Raw genomic sequence first — 16576 nt, 5'->3', positions numbered from 1 at the left:
GACCGCTTAGATCGGTTCGCCGCTAAGCCGCTGACAGACCAGGTCGAGCTGATCGAGCGTCGAATAGCCGATCGTCACGCGACCGCCCTTCCCCTGATGCTCGATCTGGACCTTGAGGCCAAGAATATCGCCCAGATGGCGTTCGAGCGCGCCGATATCGGCGTCCATGCTCTTATATTCGATCGGCGCTTCGGCCGAACCGCCGCGCTTGGCCGGCGGACGGCCGCCGCGCGCGAGCTTTTCGGTCTCGCGCACCGACAGGCCACGATCGACCACCTCACGGGCAAGGGCTTCGGGATCGGGCGCAGTGATCAGCGCGCGGGCATGGCCCATGTCGATCGTGCCGCTCGCCACCATCACCCGAACGCTCTCGGGAAGTTCGAGCAGACGGAGCAGATTGGCGACATGGCTGCGCGATTTGTTGACGAGCTTGCCCAGCGCCTCCTGCGTATGGCCGAATTGCTTAGTAAGTCTTTGATAAGCCTCAGCTTCTTCGATCGCATTGAGATCCTGTCGCTGGATGTTCTCAATGATTGCGAGCTCGAGCGTCTGAACGTCGTCCAGTTCACGCACGATGACAGGAACTTCGTGCAAGCGCGCGCGCTGGGCCGCGCGCCAGCGGCGTTCGCCGGCGACGATCTGATAACCGTGCCCGCGCGGGCGGACGACGATCGGCTGAATCAATCCGCGCGACGCGAGCGAGGCGGCAAGTTCGTCCAGCGCTTCATCATCGAAATGGCGGCGCGGCTGATCGGGGTTCGGGCTGATGGAGGCGATCGACAGCATCTGCACGCCGGCCGGGCGATGCGCGTCGGGCGCCAGCGGCTGTTCGCGCTGAACCTCGCCGAGCAATGCGGAGAGCCCGCGTCCCAATCCGCGCTTGGGCGCCTCGCTCATCGAATATCTTCCTTCCCGAACTTCATAGAGGGTGCGAGGCGCTTCATGCGGCCTGTGCAGTCTTGGTCAACCGCGTGATGCATTCGCGGGCGAGCGCGATATAGGCTTCCGACCCCGGGCAGCGATGATCGTAGATCAGGGCCGGCACGCCGTGGCTGGGCGCTTCGGACAGGCGCACGTTGCGCGGGATCACCGTGTCGAACACGACGTCGCCCAGCACCGCACGGACATCGGCCGCGACCTGCTCCGACAGGCGATTGCGACGATCGTACATCGTCAGCGCCACACCCAGGATCGACAGCTGCGGATTGAAGCGCGCGCGCACCCGCTCGATCGTCTGGAGCAGCTGGCTCAAACCTTCGAGCGCGAAGAACTCACACTGGAGCGGCACGATCATCATGTTCGCGGCCACCAGCGCGTTGACCGTGAGCAGGCCGAGCGACGGCGGGCAATCGATCAGGCAGACGTCCCACTGCCCTTCCGATGCGGCAAGCGCCTCGTGCAGACGGTGCGTGCGGCGTTCGACCTCGATCAGTTCAATCTCGGCGCCCGACAGATCGACGGTGGCCGGAACGATATCGAGCCGCGGCACACGCGTCGCGACCACGGCCTCGGCCAGCGTCGCGTCACCGCGCAGCAGCTCATAACTCGAACGCTCACGATCGGTCTTCTCGACGCCAAGGCCGGTCGATGCATTGCCCTGCGGATCGAAATCGATCAGCAGCACGCGCCATCCAGTAGCGGCGAGCGCGGTCGCGAGATTGATTGCGGTGGTGGTCTTCCCCACCCCGCCCTTCTGGTTCGCGATCGCAATGCGGATCATCGACGTCCCTTCGGCTGAACATGGTCGGCGACGATGATCGCCGCTTCCGGATCGGTCACACTCGGCACGATCCGGAACTTACCTTGCCACGAAGTCTGAACTGCTTCCAGTTCATTGGCAGCTCCGCGCCCTTTCGGCAGCACCCAGACCGTGTCCGGTTTCGAGAATCGATGCGCGAGCGGCAGCAGACGATCGAGCGGGGCGAAGGCGCGCGCGCTGATCGCGTCGAAGGGCTCGCTTGGCACCGTCTCAAGCCGCGCACCGGCCACGCTGACATTGGCGAGATTGAGCCGCTTGGCGACATGGAGAAGGAAGTCGACGCGACGACGACGCGATTCGACGAGCAGGACGGGAATCGCCGGCCGCATGATCGCTATCACCAGACCGGGAAAGCCCGGCCCCGAACCCAGGTCGATCCAGTTCTTTGGCGTCCCTGCGTGATCGAGCAGCTGAACCGAATCGACGATGTGGCGTGCGAAGAACTGATCGAGCGTCGACCGGGCGATCAGGTTCTGGTTCTCATTTTCCGTGGCAACGAGATCGCGCAATGTGTGAAGCGCGACGAGTGTTTCACGTGAAACATCACCCCGCGCGTCGAGCCAGTCGAGCGCTTCCTGCTCGGTCATGCGGCGCGCCGGGCATGAAGCATGATCGCAGTCAGGGCCGCCGGCGTTACGCCACGCACCTGAGATGCACGCCCAAGATCGGTGGGCATCGCCTTGTTCAAACGCTCGATCATCTCGTTCGAAAGCCCCCCCACCGCGCGATAGTCCGCGATCCGATCGAGCCGCAGCGCACTGTCGGCGCGAAGCCTCGCCAGTTCCTGCTCCTGCCGCTCGACATAAGGGGCATAGCGCGCATCCTGTGCCAGTTCCGCGACAATATCGTTCGCGACCGGTGCACTGCCCTCGATCGATGCGGCGATGTGCGAAGGCCCGACTTCGGGGAATCGAAGCCAGTCCCAACCGCTGCGCCGCACGCCGCTATCGTCATTGACCTCGGCACCGATGGCGCGAAGCTCGCGCGATGAAATGGTAGCATCCTGCCATGCCGTGCGAAGCTGTTCGCGCGCCGTCTCACGTTCCACGTGGAACATATATCGGGCGTTCGAAACAAGCCCCTGCTCCGCTGCCCAACCTGTCAGGCGTGTACCGGCATTGTCCGCCCGCAAGCGCAACCGATACTCCGCCCGCGCGGTAAGCATTCGATAGGGTTCGGTCACACCCTGCAACGTGAGATCGTCGATCATCACGCCGATATAGCTGGTCGCCCGATCCCAGAGGATCGGCGCGCGACCGAGCGCGAAGGCTGCGGCATTGGCCCCGGCGACGAGGCCCTGCGCAGCCGCCTCCTCATAGCCGGTCGTGCCGTTGAGCTGGCCGGCGCAATAGACACCCTCCATCGCGCGGAGCCGCAGATCGGGATCGAGCGCGCGCGGATCGATATGATCATACTCGACCGCATAGCCGGGACGGACGATTTCCACCGCCTCCAACCCCTCCATCGATCGCAGCATCGCATGCTGGACATCGAGCGGCAGCGAGGTCGAGATGCCGTTGGGATAGATCAGATGATCGTCAAGCCCCTCGGGTTCGAGGAAGATCTGATGCCCATCGCGATCGCCGAAGCGCAGCACCTTGTCCTCGATCGACGGACAGTAACGCGGACCCGACCCCTCGATCGCTCCCGAAAAGAGCGGCGATCGATCGAGACCCTTGCGGATCACGTCGTGCGTCTCGCTGTTCGTCCGCGTGATGAAGCAGGCGAGCTGCGGCAGAACGCGCTGCGGCGTCATCGCCGAGAAGGTCCAGGCATCATCGTCCGATGGCTGGCGCGCGAGACGCGACCAGTCGATCGTGCGACCATCGAGGCGCGGCGGCGTTCCCGTCTTCAGACGCGCCATCGGCCGGTCGAGATCGCGAAGCTGAACCGCCATCGCCGTCGCGGCCCGCTCCTCGATCCGACCACCCTCGACCGAATCCAGACCGAAGTGGAGCCGCGCACCGAGGAAGGTGCCGGTGGCGAGGACGACGGCGCGTGCCGTCAGTCGCCGACCATCTTCGAGTTCGACGCCCTCCGCCCGCTCACCCTTGACGATCAAACGCGCAGCCATCCCCTCGACGATTTCGAGATTGGATTCGGCCGCAAGCATCGCCTGGACGGCGTCGCGATAAAGTCGCCGGTCGGCCTGCACGCGCGGCCCCTGCACCGCAGCGCCCTTCGAACTGTTGAGCATGCGATGGTGGATCGCCGCGGCATCGGCGGCACGCGCCATGATTCCGTCGCAAGCATCGACCTCGCGAACGAGATGCCCCTTCCCCAATCCGCCGATCGCCGGGTTGCACGACATCACGCCGATCTGGCGGCGGTCCATGCTGAGCAGCGCCACCCGCGCACCCATACGCGCGGCAGCGGCAGCGGCTTCGCTTCCGGCATGGCCGCCGCCGACAATGATCACATCGAAGTCCATGCGGCCCGCTATCGCAGCGGGGGGATTCGGTCAAAGCGTTCCACGTGGAACATCACTTTCCGATGCAGAATGCTCCGAACAACGCATCGAGCATGGCCTCCGCCCCTGCCCGTCCCGTCAGCGCATCGAACGCCTGACGCGACGCACGAAGTGACTCTGCCTGAAGCAAGGGATCCGATTCAGATCCAGCGAGCGCAATGGCATCGCGCGCCTCGCTGATCAGCACCGCCTGCCGCGCGTTCAATCCCGCCTCGTCGGCGCGTGGCGAAAGCTCGGCCGCCCTCGCGACGAGCCACGCGATAAGCTCCTCGAGTCCTTCGCCTGTATGTGCCGACAGACGGAGATCAATATCGCTCCCATGCGAAATTCGGTCCGATTGCGCACCAATCCGCAATGCGCCCTCCGGCGCCTCGCCCGGATCGCCGAGCCAGAGGACGACATCGGCGGCCGCCACCGCACGGCGCGCGCGGTCGATCCCGATCGCCTCGATCACGTCGCCGCTGTCATCGCGCAGCCCAGCGACATCAATCAGGACGAAGGCATGACCGCCCAGCTGGACAGGCGCCTCGATCATGTCGCGCGTCGTGCCGGCAATGTCGGACACGATCGCCGCGTCACGGCCGAGCAGCGCGTTGAACAGCGACGACTTGCCCGCATTGGGCGGCCCGGCCAGCACGACGCGCAGGCCGTCCTTCAGCCGCTCGGCGCGCGGCCGGTTGAGCCAGGTGTCGAGTTCGGTCCGCAATACCCGGAGGTCGCCACCGATATCGACGCCATCCCCCACATCGTCCTCGTCAGAGAAATCGAGGACGGCCTCGAGCCGGGCCGACAGCGCAAGCAGGGTCGCCTGCCACCTCTCGACCGCGCGGCTCAGCGCGCCGTCGTGCATCATCAGCGCATGGCGCCGCTGCGCCTCGGTCTCGGCGCCCAGCAGATCGCCCAGCGCCTCGGCCTCGATCAGGTCGATACGGCCATTGAGCAGCGCGCGCCGCGTGAACTCGCCGGCCTCCGCCGCGCGCAGGCCGGGTTGCCGGGCAAGGCAATCGAGGACCGCCGCAATCACCGCGCGGCCGCCGTGCACGTGGAACTCGGCCAGATCTTCGCCGGTCGCGGTCGCCGGCCCCGGAAACCACAGGACCAGCGCCTCATCCAGCAACCGCCCGTCGCGCGGATCGATCAACGGACGCAGCGTAGCGCGGCGCGGCTGCGGTAGCGGTCGGGCGGTGAGCGCCGCGATCACGTCGCCCGCCTGCGGTCCGCTGATCCGCACCACGCCGATCCCTGCCGGCGGCATCCCGCTCGACAGGGCGAAGATCGTGGGGGTCAGGACAGGCCCGGCGTCGGGATTATTTGGAGGACGTTCCGGCACGGCCGATCTGGTCGAGCAGCGAGCGCCACATGGACATGCCGGCTTCGCCCATCGGCATCCACTGGCCGATCATGCTCTGCAGCGCATCGGGGGTGATCCCCTCTTCCATCATCCGCTTCATCTTGTCGGTATAGGCGTCGTGGATCGCCGTCATGTCGGGCAGGCCCATCAGCCGGCGCGCTTCTTCCGGCGTGCAATCAACGTCCACAGATACCTTCATCGCCGCTCCGATCATAAGACATTGAAACGACGCAAGGCCGCGTTAGGCTTATCGCAGGCATGCCGCTTGCGCACAAGCGAACCGACTCATCCTGGCGCTTGTGCCCTCAAGGAGAGATTTTCATGGGAAAGATGATTGATATCAAAGCCTTGGATGGCAGCACCTTTCCCTGTTACCTCGCCGAGCCCGCAGGCGCTCCGCGCGGCGCGATCATCGTCATCCAGGAGATTTTCGGCGTGAATCCCGGCATCCGCGCCAAAGCGGACGAATGGGCTTCGCAAGGCTATGTCGCGCTCGCCCCCGACCTGTTCTGGCGGATCGAGCCTGGCATCCAGCTTGATCCCGATGTCGAACCCGAGCTGCAGCGCGCGTTCGAACTGTTCGGCCAGTTCGATCAGATGAAGGGCATCGAGGATATCGAAGCGACGATCCATGCGGCACGCGAGCAAGCCAAGGGCGGCAAGGTCGGCGCGGTCGGATACTGCATGGGCGGGCGCCTCGCCTATATGACCGCCGCGCGGACCGATATCGACGCGAGCGTCGGCTATTATGGCGTCGGCATCGACGGGCTTCTCCATGAATCGCACGCGATCGCCCACCCGCTGATGCTCCACATCCCGACCGCCGATCATTTCGTCGGCCCCGATGCGCAGAAGGCGATGCACGACGGGCTGGATAGCCATCCCAAGGTCACGCTCCACGATTATCCCGGCCTCGATCACGGCTTTGCGACCACGATGGGCAATCGGCGTGACGACGCGGGCGCCAAGCTGGCCGACGGGCGCACGGCCGCCTTCTTCGCCGAGCATATCGGATGAGCGACTGGCGCCTTTCGGTCGCGGCCTATGGCGGGCCTGAGGCGATCGCACGCGAGGATCTCGGCACGCTGCGGCCGGGACCGGGCGAAGTCGTCGTCCGGCACCGTGCGATCGGGATCAACTTCATCGACACCTATCACCGCACCGGCCTCTATCCGGTGCCATTGCCGGCGGGGCTCGGCGTCGAGGCCGCGGGTATTGTCGAGGCGCTGGGTGAGGGCGTGGACGGGTTCAGCGTCGGGGAACGGGTCGCCTATGTCACCCGCACTCCCGGCAGCTATGCCACCGCACGGACGATCGCCGCTGCCGAGCTGATCAGCTTGCCCGACGATGTCGACGACGATCTGGCGGCCGCCGCCCTGCTCAAGGGTCTCACCGCCGAGGCACTGATCTTCCGTTGTGCGCGTATCGAGAAGGGCGCCACCGCGCTCGTCCATGCCGCTGCGGGCGGCGTCGGCCAGATTCTCGTCCAATGGCTTCACGCGGCGGGAGTCACCGTGATCGCGCATGCCGGATCGGCGGAGAAGGCCGAGATCGCGCGCAAGATGGGCGCCGATCATGTGCTGCATGGTGGGTTCAACACGCTTGCGGAGGATGTCCGCGCGCTCACCGACGGGCGCGGAGTCCATGTCAGCTTCGACGGCGTGGGCGCGGCAAGCTGGACCGCGTCGCTCGATGCGCTCGCGCGGCGGGGCATGATGGTCACGTTCGGCAATGCCTCGGGGCCGGTACCGCCCTTCTCCCCGCTCGAATTATCGCGGCGCGGATCGCTGTTCGTGACCCGGCCGACCCTGTTCGACTATATCGTCACGCCCGAGGAGCGGCAGGCGGCGGCCGATCGGCTGTTCGCCGCACTTGCCGACGGCACGGTGAAGATCACGATCGGCCAGCGTTTCGCGCTGGGCGACGCTGCCGACGCGCACCGCGCGCTTGAGGCCCGGCAGACCACCGGATCGACTTTGCTGATCCCCTGAATGAAAAAGGGGGCCTTGCGGCCCCCTTCCCGTTCGATTGCCCTGCCCGATCAGGCGCGGGCGAGAGCCGGTCCACGCTGGCGGCGCATCACGCTGCCGACCATGCCGAAGCCGAGGATCAGCATCGCCCAGGTGGTCGGCTCGGGCATTGCCGAGACGCTGCCACCGACCGACGAGAGATCGCCCTGGAAGTTCAGCGCATGGACTTCGCCGTAGAGCGAGACGTTGTTGGCGATCAAATTGCCTTCAAGGTTGCCGCGGCTGTCCTTCACGAAGGTCGCCTTGGGCGCCAGGACGGTGCCCTGCCAGTCGCCCAGCGTCAGGTCGGTCGCTTCGTAGAAGTTCCAGATGATGTTCTGCGCCGATCCCGTGTTCGCCATGTTGGCGTTGATCGACCCGCTGCTCAGATTGCCGGCGACGTTGATGATCGTCGTCTTGCCGGTGCCCGAGGTGATGCTGATCTGATCGCCGATGCTCTTGAGCTGGTCGACCGTGGTGTTGATCACGTTGAACGAACCGGTGGCGTTATAGGTGAACTTGTTGTTCGCCGTGCTCGCCGTGCCGGTGCTGGCCAGCGCCTTCAGATTGTCCGACAGGCTGGTCATGTTGTTGATCAGCGACGCCTTCTGGGCGTTCAACGCGGCGGTGAAGTTCGGGTTGCTCTGCGCCAGGCCCGTCGTCGGCGACAGATTGTTCTGCAGGCCGGCGCTGTTGGTGCCGCCGACATAGACGGTCGTCCCGTTGGTCTGGCGCTCCAGCTGGTAGGTACCCTGATTGCCGCCGACCACGAGGTCGCCCTGCTTGAAGTCGATCTTCTGGCCCGCCGTGTTGCCCACGACGGTCAGCGCGCCGGTGCCGTTGGCCGAAGCCGAGGTCGCCGTGAAGTTATACTGGCCGTTGGTCGCCTGGATGTTACCGCCGACGAAGGTACGACCCTCGATCTCGCTGTTCATCTGAACGATGTTGTTGAACGCGATGAGGTTCCATTCCTTGAGCTGGGCGGCCGTGTTCGTCACCGGCGTCGCGATCATCGCGGCCTGGGCCGAGCCCGCTGCGGCGAATGCCAGCAGGGCAACACTCATGTTCCGAACCATCTGCGTCCAGCGCATCGTCATATTCCCTGTTCGCGCCGGTATTGCCCACCCGCGCCTCGTCCCCTCCGCGCTTATCCAAAACGGAGGCAAAGAAACAGTGAATTCGCCGAAGGGCTGACAACAGAATATGTAAAAAAATCCGACATTATGTCCGCTTGAAGAACAGATTCAGTATCGTTCAAGCTTAGGATGATCGGAATCGCGCTTGTCCGTGTAAAAAGCGCCGACAAGGCTTTGCGAATTTTTTACAATTGAGATGCGCAGCGGGGCTCCGGAATGCGCACATCCGGAGCGCCAAGCCAGCAAATCGACGAATCAGCGGTGACGAATCAGCCGAACAACGGGACGAGCTGATGCCCGCCTTCGTAGATCATCTTGATCGCGACATAGACGATCACGATCAGACCGACATAGCCGATCCAGCGATACCGCTCGATATAGCGCGCGATCAGATTGGCGGCGACGCCCATCAGCGCGACCGACAGCAGCAGGCCGACGACAAGGATGCCCGGATGCTCACGCGCTGCGCCAGCGACCGCCAGCACATTGTCCAGACTCATCGACACGTCGGCCAAGGCGACCGACCAGGCGGCGCCCAAGAAGGTCTTGGACTGCGGCACGCCGTCATGATCCTCGGGCGCGCCCTCGCCCGTATGGATGCGCAATTCGCGGAACATCTTCCACGCGACCCACAACAGCAACAGACCGCCGGCGAAGACCAACCCGACGATGTTCATCAGCGCGCTGACGCCCAGCGCGAAGACGATGCGCAGCACCAATGCCGCGACGATGCCGATCAGGATGACCTTCTTGCGCTGCGCCGGCGGCAGGCCCGCCGCGAGCGCGCCGACGACGATCGCATTGTCGCCCGCCAGCATCACATCGATCATCAGCACCTGGACGAAGGCGGCCAACGCGGACGGAGAGCCGATATTGGAGAAATCGGCGACGATGTGGTTCCAGAGGTCGATCATAGACCGCTGTTAGGATGCCAGCGCGCGGCTGTCGATGGCCCCCTGAGAGCTATCTAGAGCTATCCGCCGCCTTACTGGTTCATCGAGTCGAAGAAGTCTTCGTTGGTCTTCGAATCCTTCATCTTGTCGAGCAGGAACTCCATCGCATCGATGGTGCCCATCTGCATGAGGATGCGGCGCAGCACCCACATCTTGCTGAGCTTGCCCTTGTCGACCAGCAGCTCTTCCTTGCGGGTGCCGGACTTGCCGACGTCCATCGCCGGGAAGATGCGCTTGTCGGCCACCTTGCGGTCGAGGACGATTTCGGAGTTACCGGTGCCCTTGAACTCTTCGAAGATGACTTCGTCCATGCGGCTGCCGGTGTCGATCAGCGCGGTCGCGATGATCGAAAGCGAACCGCCCTCCTCGATATTGCGCGCGGCGCCGAAGAAGCGCTTCGGGCGCTGCAGCGCGTTGGCATCGACACCGCCGGTCAGCACCTTGCCCGACGAGGGAACGACGGTGTTGTAGGCACGGCCGAGACGGGTGATCGAGTCGAGCAGGATCACGACGTCCTTCTTGTGCTCGACAAGGCGCTTGGCCTTTTCGATCACCATTTCGGCAACCTGGACGTGGCGCTGTGCAGGCTCGTCGAAGGTCGAGCTGATGACCTCGCCCTTCACGCTGCGCTGCATGTCGGTGACTTCTTCGGGCCGCTCGTCGATCAGCAGCACGATCAGGAAGACTTCTGGATGGTTGTCGGTGATCGCCTTGGCGATGTTCTGCAGCAATACCGTCTTACCCACGCGCGGCGGCGCGACGATCAGCGCGCGCTGGCCCTTGCCCTGCGGCGCGACGATGTCGATCACGCGCGCCGACTTGTCCTTCACGGTCGGATCGAGCGTGTCGAGGATCAGCTTCTGCTCAGGATAGAGCGGGGTGAGATTGTCGAAATTGACGCGGTGGCGGACCGCATCAGGATCATCGAAATTGACCGAGATCAGCTTGGTCAGCGCGAAATAACGCTCGCCATCCTTCGGCCCGCGGACTTCGCCTTCGACCGTGTCGCCGGTGCGCAGGCCGAATTTGCGGACCTGATTGGGCGAAACGTAGATGTCGTCGGGGCCGGCGAGATAGTTCGCCTCCGGGCTGCGCAGGAAGCCGAATCCGTCGGGCAGCACCTCGATCGTGCCCAGCCCCATGATCTGCTCGCCATTCTCGGCCTCGACCTTCAGGATCGCGAACATCAGATCCTGCTTGCGCATGGTCGATGCGCCTTCGACGCCCAGCTCCTCGGCCATGCTGACCAGTTCGGCGGGGGTCTTTTTCTTGAGGTCTTTCAGATGCATGCGAGTCGGAGTCCTGGGGGCTTCGGGAGGATCGGTAGCGGCAATCTGCGCGCGTAAAACCAATGCTGTCAGTCGGGAAGAGGGCCTTGCTCGAACGGAAGGCCTTGTTCTGACGCGCAGCTAAGCAGCGTGGGCGCCTAAGTCAAGGAGACTCAGAACGGCCGGACGATCACCAGGATGACGATGATCGCGGTCGCGATACCCGGAATCTCGTTCATGAAGCGCAGCGATTTGTCCGACGGCGCGCGATAGCCCGAGGCCATCCGCTTGCCATAACCGACCGCCCAGCCATGAAAACCCGAAAGCGCGAAGACGGTCGCGAACTTGGCGAGGAACCAGGGCGTCGTCCACAGCCCCTGATCGAAGGCCAGAGTCAGCCCGAAGATCCACACCATCGCCATCGACGGCACCATGATGATCGATCGCAGCCGACGCTCGCGCTCGATCCACGCCTTGTCCTCGGCCGATCCGGGGGCGGACGCCCAGTGGTAGATGTAGAATCGCGGCAGCATGAACAGCCCCGCCATCCAGAAGATGACGAAGATCAGGTGCCCGGCCTTCACCCAGGGATAAGCATTGCCCAGGAATCCGATGTAGGCGTCCATCAAAGCCTCAACCCCGCAGCCGGCCCAGAAGTTGCTCGACATGCGCGATCGGCACGTCGGGCGTGATGCCGTGGCCAAGGTTGAACACATGCGGCCGCGTCGGGAAAGCCCCCCTGATCGTGTCGATCGCCGCGTCGAGCGCGTCGCCGCCGATCAACAGCGCCATCGGATCGAGATTGCCCTGCACGGGCAGATTTTCGGGCAGGCTGGCATTCGCCCAGACCGGATCGACCGTCTCGTCGAGCCCAACCGCGCTGACGCCGGTTTCGCGGGCATAGGCCGGCAGTTTGCCGCCCGCGCCCTTCGGAAAGCCGATGATCGGCGTATCGGGATGGCGACGACGCAGTTCGGCGACCATCTTCGCGGTCGGCGCGATCACCCAGCGTTCGAACTCGCGCGGCGCCAGACTGCCCGACCAGCTGTCGAACAGCTGCACCGCATCGACGCCCGCTTGAATCTGCTTCGACAGATAATCGACCGTGGCATCGACCAGCGTATCGATGATTGCCCCGAAGGCCGCGGGATCGCGATAGGCCATGCGCCGCGTCTCGGCCTGCTCGCGGCTCCCTTGCCCTGCGACCATGTAGGTCGCGACCGTCCAGGGGCTGCCCGCAAAGCCGAGAAACGTCGTCTGCTCGGGCAAACTCGCACGAACCTTACGCACCGTGTCGTAGATCGGATCGAGCCGATCGGCGACGGGCTCGAGCACCGACAGCGCATGATCCACCAGAGTCGGCGACAGGCGAGGCCCTTCGCCGGCCTCGAAGCGCAGATCCTGACCCAGAGCGTGGGGAATCACGAGGATGTCGGAAAAGAGGATCGCGCCGTCGAATCCGAACCGGCGGATCGGCTGCAGCGTGATCTCGGCCGCCGCGTCGCTGTCATACGCCATCGCCAGGAATCCGCCCTTCTCGGCCCTGAGCGCGCGATATTCGGGCAGGTAACGCCCCGCCTGCCGCATGAGCCACACTGGCGGCGGATCGCGACGCTCACCCCGGAGCACGGCAAGCAAGGGACGATCGATCACCTGGCCGGCATTTTCATGACGCGTCGCCATCATCTTCATGACTCTCTTAAGGAACTAAAGAAGGGAAGTAGGAGTTTGTAGGGGTTCGGGAAGCGGGGTTTATTCACAAGCCGCCCGATTGCCAACAGCTTGACTCCTGCCGCGCTGCGATCCGCCGCCGAGTCCCTGACGTCATTCCCGTTATCCACAGCCCTGTCGGTTTCGTGCATCACCTGTGGACGAATCGATGAAGTGAGTCAGCGTCAGCGGGGAGCGATGCAGCGCTTGAAACGATACCCGCCGTTCGGCTAGCGCGATCCCCATGTTTTTCCACAGGCTTGTCCAGCAGGCACGACGCCTATGATCCGCCTCCACCTCCATCTGCTGTCGGATTCGACCGGCGAGACGCTGGAAAATATCGCCAAGGCCGGTCTCGCCCAGTTCGAGAATGTCGAGACGATCAAGCATTTCTGGCCGATGGTCCGATCGGTCGGCCATCTCGACCGGATCATGCTCGAAATTGCGCAGCGCCCCGGCCTCGTCATCTTCACGCTGGTGAACAACGAGGTGCGGCGGCGGCTGGAGACTCGGTGTCATGCACTCGGGCTGCCGATCGTCTCGGCGCTCGATCCGGTGATCGAGGCGCTGTCGCGGCTGCTGGGACAGGAGGCGATCGCGCGGCCGGGGCGTCAGCACAGCCTCGATGCGGCCTATTTCGCCCGCGTCGACGCGATTCAATATACGATCGCGCATGATGACGGGATCGCCGCGGAAGATTGGGAGGAGGCCGATATCGTCCTCGCCGGCGTTTCGCGATCGTCGAAAACGCCGACGTCGATCTATCTCGCCAATCGCGGATATAAGGTAGCGAACATTCCCCTGGTGGTCGAATCCCCGCCGCCGCAAAGCCTGTTCACGCTCGTCCATCCGGTCGTCGTCGGGCTGACGACCAGCCCCGAACGGCTGATCCAGATCCGCCGCAACCGGCTGCTCTCGCTCAATCAGACGCCGGAGACCGCTTATGTCGATCAGGAGGCTGTCGCGCGCGAACTCGCTTTCGCGCGGCGGATGTTCTCGGATCAGGGATGGCCGGTGATCGACGTCACCCGCCGCTCGATCGAGGAAACGGCGGCGGCGATCATCAATCTGGTCAACGAAAAGTCCGGCGGCGCGGGCGGGGGAGTTTGAAGTGCGACTGATCCTGGCCTCGCAATCCGCTTCGCGCCGCGCGATGCTCGATGCCGCAGGCGTGCCGTTCGAAGCGATGGCGGCGGCGGTCGACGAGGAATCGGCCAAGGCGTCGTTGCGGGCCGAAGGCCGCGATGCCCGCGCGCTCGCCGATGCGCTCGCCGAACTCAAGGCGACCAAGCTGTCGCGTAAATATCCGCAGGATCTGGTGCTTGGCTGTGATTCCACGGTCGCGCTCGACGATGGCGAGATGATCGACAAGGCGCCTAGCCGCGCGGCGGCGGCCGATCTGCTCCGCCGCATGGCCGGCACGCGCCACCGCCTGTTCAGCGCGGCGGTGATCTGCGAGGGCGGCGTGCCCGTCTGGCGCTTCGTCGATGTCGCCAAGATGCACATGCGCGCGATGAGCGACGAATTTGTCGACTCCTATCTCGATGCCGAATGGCCGGCGATTTCGGGCTGCGTCGGCGGCTATCGGATCGAGGGGCCGGGCGTGCAATTGTTCGACAGGATCGAAGGCAATCAGTTCACGATCATGGGCCTGCCGCTGCTCCAGCTGCTCACCTATTTGCGCGATCGGGGGGTGATGCCGCGATGAAAGCCTATGCCGAGGTGATCGGCGATCCGATCGCCCATTCGAAATCGCCGCTGATTCACCGCCACTGGCTGGCCGCCGCCGGCATCGATGCCGATTATTTCGCAACCCACGTCAAACCCGACGAACTGGCCGGCTTCCTCGCCAGCCGCCGCGCCGATCCGCAATGGCGCGGATGCAATGTCACGATCCCGCACAAGCAGGCGATCATGCCACTGCTCGACCGGATCGATCCGGCGGCCGCGCGGATCGGTGCGGTCAACTGTGTCGTGCCGGAGGGGGACGAACTGGTCGGCTACAACACCGACTATGCCGGTTTCCTCGAGCCGCTTCAGCCGATGCTGGCCGAGACGCACCTGTTCCGCATGGCGCGGATCTTAGGTGCGGGGGGCGCGGCCAAGGCGGTCGCGCTCGCGCTGCACGATCAGGGATTCACGATCGTCGTCGGCGCGCGCAATCTCGATCAGGCGCGGGCGCTGCGCGCCAATTTCGCGCCGGATGAGAAACTGATCGCCCCGCTCGATCATTTCGCGACCCCGATCGCCTTTGACTGGGACAATCGCGACGGGATTCTCGACGTCGTCGTCAATACGACGAGTCTGGGCATGAAGGGCTATCCGCCGCTGCCGCTGGATTTCAGCCATGTTCCGCCGAACGCGATCATCTACGACATCGTCTATGCGCCGCTCGAAACGCCGTTGCTGGCGGAGGCGAAGCAGCGCGGGCTGCGCGCGATCAACGGCCTCGCGATGCTGATCGGCCAGGCCGCCGACGCCTTCCGCCGATTCTACGGGGTCGATGCGCCGCGCCAGGATGACGAGGCGCTTCAGGCCAAATTGCTCGCATGATCATATTGGGCCTCACCGGATCGATCGGCATGGGCAAATCGACCGTGTCGAAAATGGCACGGCGGCTGGGCGTGCCCGTTTATGACGCCGATGCCGAGGTGCATCGGCTGCAGGGGCCGGGCGGAAAGCTGGTCGAGGCGATCGATGCGCTCTTTCCGGGCGTCGGCGGTGAAGCGGGCGTGGATCGCGTCGCGCTCGGCCGGCACGTGCTGGGGGACAAGGGGGCGCTCGCGCGACTCGAACGACTCATCCATCCCGTCCTCGTCGAGTCGCGCCGTGACTTCCTGCGCCGGCACCGTTCGCGCCGAGTCGTGATCCTCGACGTGCCGTTGCTGTTCGAAAAAGGCGGGTGGCGTTCGGTCGATGCGTCGGTGGTCGTATCGGCCCCGGCGTGGAAGCAGGCGCGCCGCGTGCTCGCGCGGCCAAACATGAACCCGTTGAAATTGCGCAATATCCGTCGACTGCAAATGCCTGATCATATCAAACGGCAACGCGCCGACTTCGTGATCGACAATGGCGGCTCGGTTCACCGCACCATGTCACAGCTTCGTCATCTGCTGGCTTGCGTGTCGGCTCACGGAGTCCGATATTGTCGCTCATGCGGGAAATCGTCTTCGACACCGAAACGACCGGCCTGAACCCTCTCACCGGGGATCGGCTGGTGGAGATCGGCTGTGTTGAAATCATCAACCGGGTCGAAACCGGCAACAGCTTCCACTGCTATTTCAACCCCGAACGGTTCATGCCGGCGGAGGCGGAAGCGGTGCACGGCCTGTCGGACCGATTCCTGTCGGACAAGCCCTTGTTCGCCAGCCAGGCGGCGGCTTTGCTCGACTTTCTGGGCGATGCGCCGCTCGTCGCGCACAATGCGACCTTCGACTTCGGATTCCTGAATGCGGAGCTGAGCGCGGCCGGTTTGGAGCCGATCGCGATGACCCGGATGGTCGATACGCTCGCCATCGCGCGCAAGGCGCATCCGGGCGCCAAGCACAGCCTCGATGCGCTCTGCAGCCGTTACGGCATCGATCGCAGCCACCGCGTCAAGCATGGTGCGCTGCTCGATGCGCAGCTGCTCGCCCAGCTCTATGTCGAATTGACCGGCGGCCGCCAGATCGGCCTCGGCCTCAAGGTGGATACGATCGTCGCGACCCCGGAAGCGGTCGTCGCGGCGAGCGTCCGCGTGGCACCCGTGGTTTTGCGGGAGCCGCGTCCCCATAAAGCAAGTGAGGAGGAACTCGAAAGGCATCACGCGTTTATTCAAGGGCTTACGTCGGCCCTCTGGTTGGAGGACGCCGCCGCAAGCTGACCCAAGGCAGGCACCGGCATCATCGGGTCTGCCCAATGACTGCCAAAGCAGACTGGAGGTT

At 64.5% G+C, this 16576-nt stretch carries 18 protein-coding genes; 7 read left to right on the top strand and 11 right to left on the bottom strand.

Features of this window, described 5'->3' with window-relative positions; genetic code table 11:
- Positions 1-6 precede the first annotated feature (6 nt).
- The 6 genes from EOD43_RS01585 to EOD43_RS01560 are packed head-to-tail and all read right to left on the bottom strand — an operon-like array spanning position 7 to position 5779.
- Positions 7-897, bottom strand: a complete 891-nt coding sequence (locus tag EOD43_RS01585) for a ParB/RepB/Spo0J family partition protein (protein WP_127740446.1) — start codon at positions 895-897, stop codon at positions 7-9.
- Positions 898-940: 43 nt separating this feature from the next.
- Complete coding sequence (locus EOD43_RS01580) at positions 941-1720, bottom strand: ParA family protein (RefSeq protein WP_127740444.1); 780 nt, start codon at positions 1718-1720, stop codon at positions 941-943.
- A complete protein-coding gene (rsmG, locus tag EOD43_RS01575) occupies positions 1717-2346 on the bottom strand; it encodes a 16S rRNA (guanine(527)-N(7))-methyltransferase RsmG (RefSeq protein ID WP_127740442.1) in 630 nt (209 codons plus the stop codon). The genes EOD43_RS01580 and rsmG overlap by 4 nt, the downstream gene beginning before the upstream one ends.
- On the bottom strand, positions 2343-4190 hold the full coding sequence (gene mnmG / locus EOD43_RS01570; RefSeq protein ID WP_127740440.1) for a tRNA uridine-5-carboxymethylaminomethyl(34) synthesis enzyme MnmG: 1848 nt from the start codon (positions 4188-4190) through the stop codon (positions 2343-2345). The genes rsmG and mnmG overlap by 4 nt, the downstream gene beginning before the upstream one ends.
- Before the next feature lie 52 nt (positions 4191-4242).
- Positions 4243-5517 carry a tRNA uridine-5-carboxymethylaminomethyl(34) synthesis GTPase MnmE gene (gene mnmE / locus EOD43_RS01565; RefSeq protein ID WP_127744572.1) on the bottom strand — a complete coding sequence of 425 codons (1275 nt, stop codon included), beginning with the start codon at positions 5515-5517 and terminating at the stop codon, positions 4243-4245.
- Between the two features lie 19 nt (positions 5518-5536).
- Positions 5537-5779 carry a DUF6489 family protein gene (locus EOD43_RS01560; protein ID WP_127740438.1) on the bottom strand — a complete coding sequence of 81 codons (243 nt, stop codon included), beginning with the start codon at positions 5777-5779 and terminating at the stop codon, positions 5537-5539.
- A 122-nt stretch (positions 5780-5901) separates the two neighbouring features.
- On the opposite strand from EOD43_RS01560, the gene EOD43_RS01555 reads away from it, so the two are divergent.
- Complete coding sequence (locus EOD43_RS01555) at positions 5902-6597, top strand: dienelactone hydrolase family protein (protein ID WP_127740436.1); 696 nt, start codon at positions 5902-5904, stop codon at positions 6595-6597.
- On the top strand, positions 6594-7571 hold the full coding sequence (locus EOD43_RS01550; RefSeq protein ID WP_127740434.1) for a quinone oxidoreductase family protein: 978 nt from the start codon (positions 6594-6596) through the stop codon (positions 7569-7571). Before EOD43_RS01555 ends, EOD43_RS01550 begins: the two co-directional genes overlap by 4 nt.
- A 50-nt stretch (positions 7572-7621) precedes the next feature.
- On the opposite strand, the gene EOD43_RS01545 is transcribed toward EOD43_RS01550, so the two are convergent.
- The 5 genes from EOD43_RS01545 to hemE form a co-directional block, all read right to left on the bottom strand.
- Complete coding sequence (locus EOD43_RS01545; protein WP_164857054.1) at positions 7622-8653, bottom strand: collagen-binding domain-containing protein; 1032 nt, start codon at positions 8651-8653, stop codon at positions 7622-7624.
- Between the two features lie 341 nt (positions 8654-8994).
- Positions 8995-9639, bottom strand: coding sequence for a TerC family protein (locus EOD43_RS01540; protein ID WP_127740430.1), 645 nt, complete (start codon positions 9637-9639; stop codon positions 8995-8997).
- 71 nt (positions 9640-9710) lie between these two features.
- Positions 9711-10967, bottom strand: a complete 1257-nt coding sequence (rho, locus tag EOD43_RS01535) for a transcription termination factor Rho (RefSeq protein ID WP_127740428.1) — start codon at positions 10965-10967, stop codon at positions 9711-9713.
- 152 nt (positions 10968-11119) lie between these two features.
- On the bottom strand, positions 11120-11572 hold the full coding sequence (locus EOD43_RS01530; RefSeq protein WP_127744571.1) for a CopD family protein: 453 nt from the start codon (positions 11570-11572) through the stop codon (positions 11120-11122).
- Positions 11573-11579: 7 nt separating this feature from the next.
- Positions 11580-12629 (bottom strand): uroporphyrinogen decarboxylase, encoded by a 1050-nt coding sequence (gene hemE, locus EOD43_RS01525; RefSeq protein ID WP_127744570.1) that lies wholly within the window; start codon positions 12627-12629, stop codon positions 11580-11582.
- 309 nt (positions 12630-12938) lie between these two features.
- Here hemE and EOD43_RS01520 point away from each other — a divergent pair, with 309 nt between their 5' ends.
- Genes EOD43_RS01520 through dnaQ form a run of 5 tightly spaced genes read left to right on the top strand, consistent with a single transcriptional unit; the run spans position 12939 to position 16515 of the window.
- The gene (locus EOD43_RS01520) at positions 12939-13766 is read left to right on the top strand and encodes a pyruvate, water dikinase regulatory protein (protein WP_127740426.1); all 828 of its coding nucleotides are present in this window, start codon (positions 12939-12941) and stop codon (positions 13764-13766) included.
- A gap of 1 nt (position 13767) precedes the next feature.
- The gene (locus tag EOD43_RS01515) at positions 13768-14364 is read left to right on the top strand and encodes a nucleoside triphosphate pyrophosphatase (protein ID WP_127740424.1); all 597 of its coding nucleotides are present in this window, start codon (positions 13768-13770) and stop codon (positions 14362-14364) included.
- On the top strand, positions 14361-15209 hold the full coding sequence (aroE, locus tag EOD43_RS01510; RefSeq protein WP_127740422.1) for a shikimate dehydrogenase: 849 nt from the start codon (positions 14361-14363) through the stop codon (positions 15207-15209). Before EOD43_RS01515 ends, aroE begins: the two co-directional genes overlap by 4 nt.
- The gene (coaE, locus tag EOD43_RS01505; RefSeq protein ID WP_127740420.1) at positions 15206-15847 is read left to right on the top strand and encodes a dephospho-CoA kinase; all 642 of its coding nucleotides are present in this window, start codon (positions 15206-15208) and stop codon (positions 15845-15847) included. The genes aroE and coaE overlap by 4 nt, the downstream gene beginning before the upstream one ends.
- Positions 15808-16515, top strand: a complete 708-nt coding sequence (gene dnaQ, locus EOD43_RS01500) for a DNA polymerase III subunit epsilon (protein WP_127740418.1) — start codon at positions 15808-15810, stop codon at positions 16513-16515. The genes coaE and dnaQ overlap by 40 nt, the downstream gene beginning before the upstream one ends.
- Positions 16516-16576 lie beyond the last annotated feature (61 nt).

The sequence above is a fragment of the Sphingomonas crocodyli genome (genome assembly GCF_004005865.1).
GTDB lineage: Bacteria > Pseudomonadota > Alphaproteobacteria > Sphingomonadales > Sphingomonadaceae > Rhizorhabdus > Rhizorhabdus crocodyli.
Note: the sequence above shows the minus strand (reverse complement) of the source record. Positions and strands in the feature narration are given on the sequence as shown.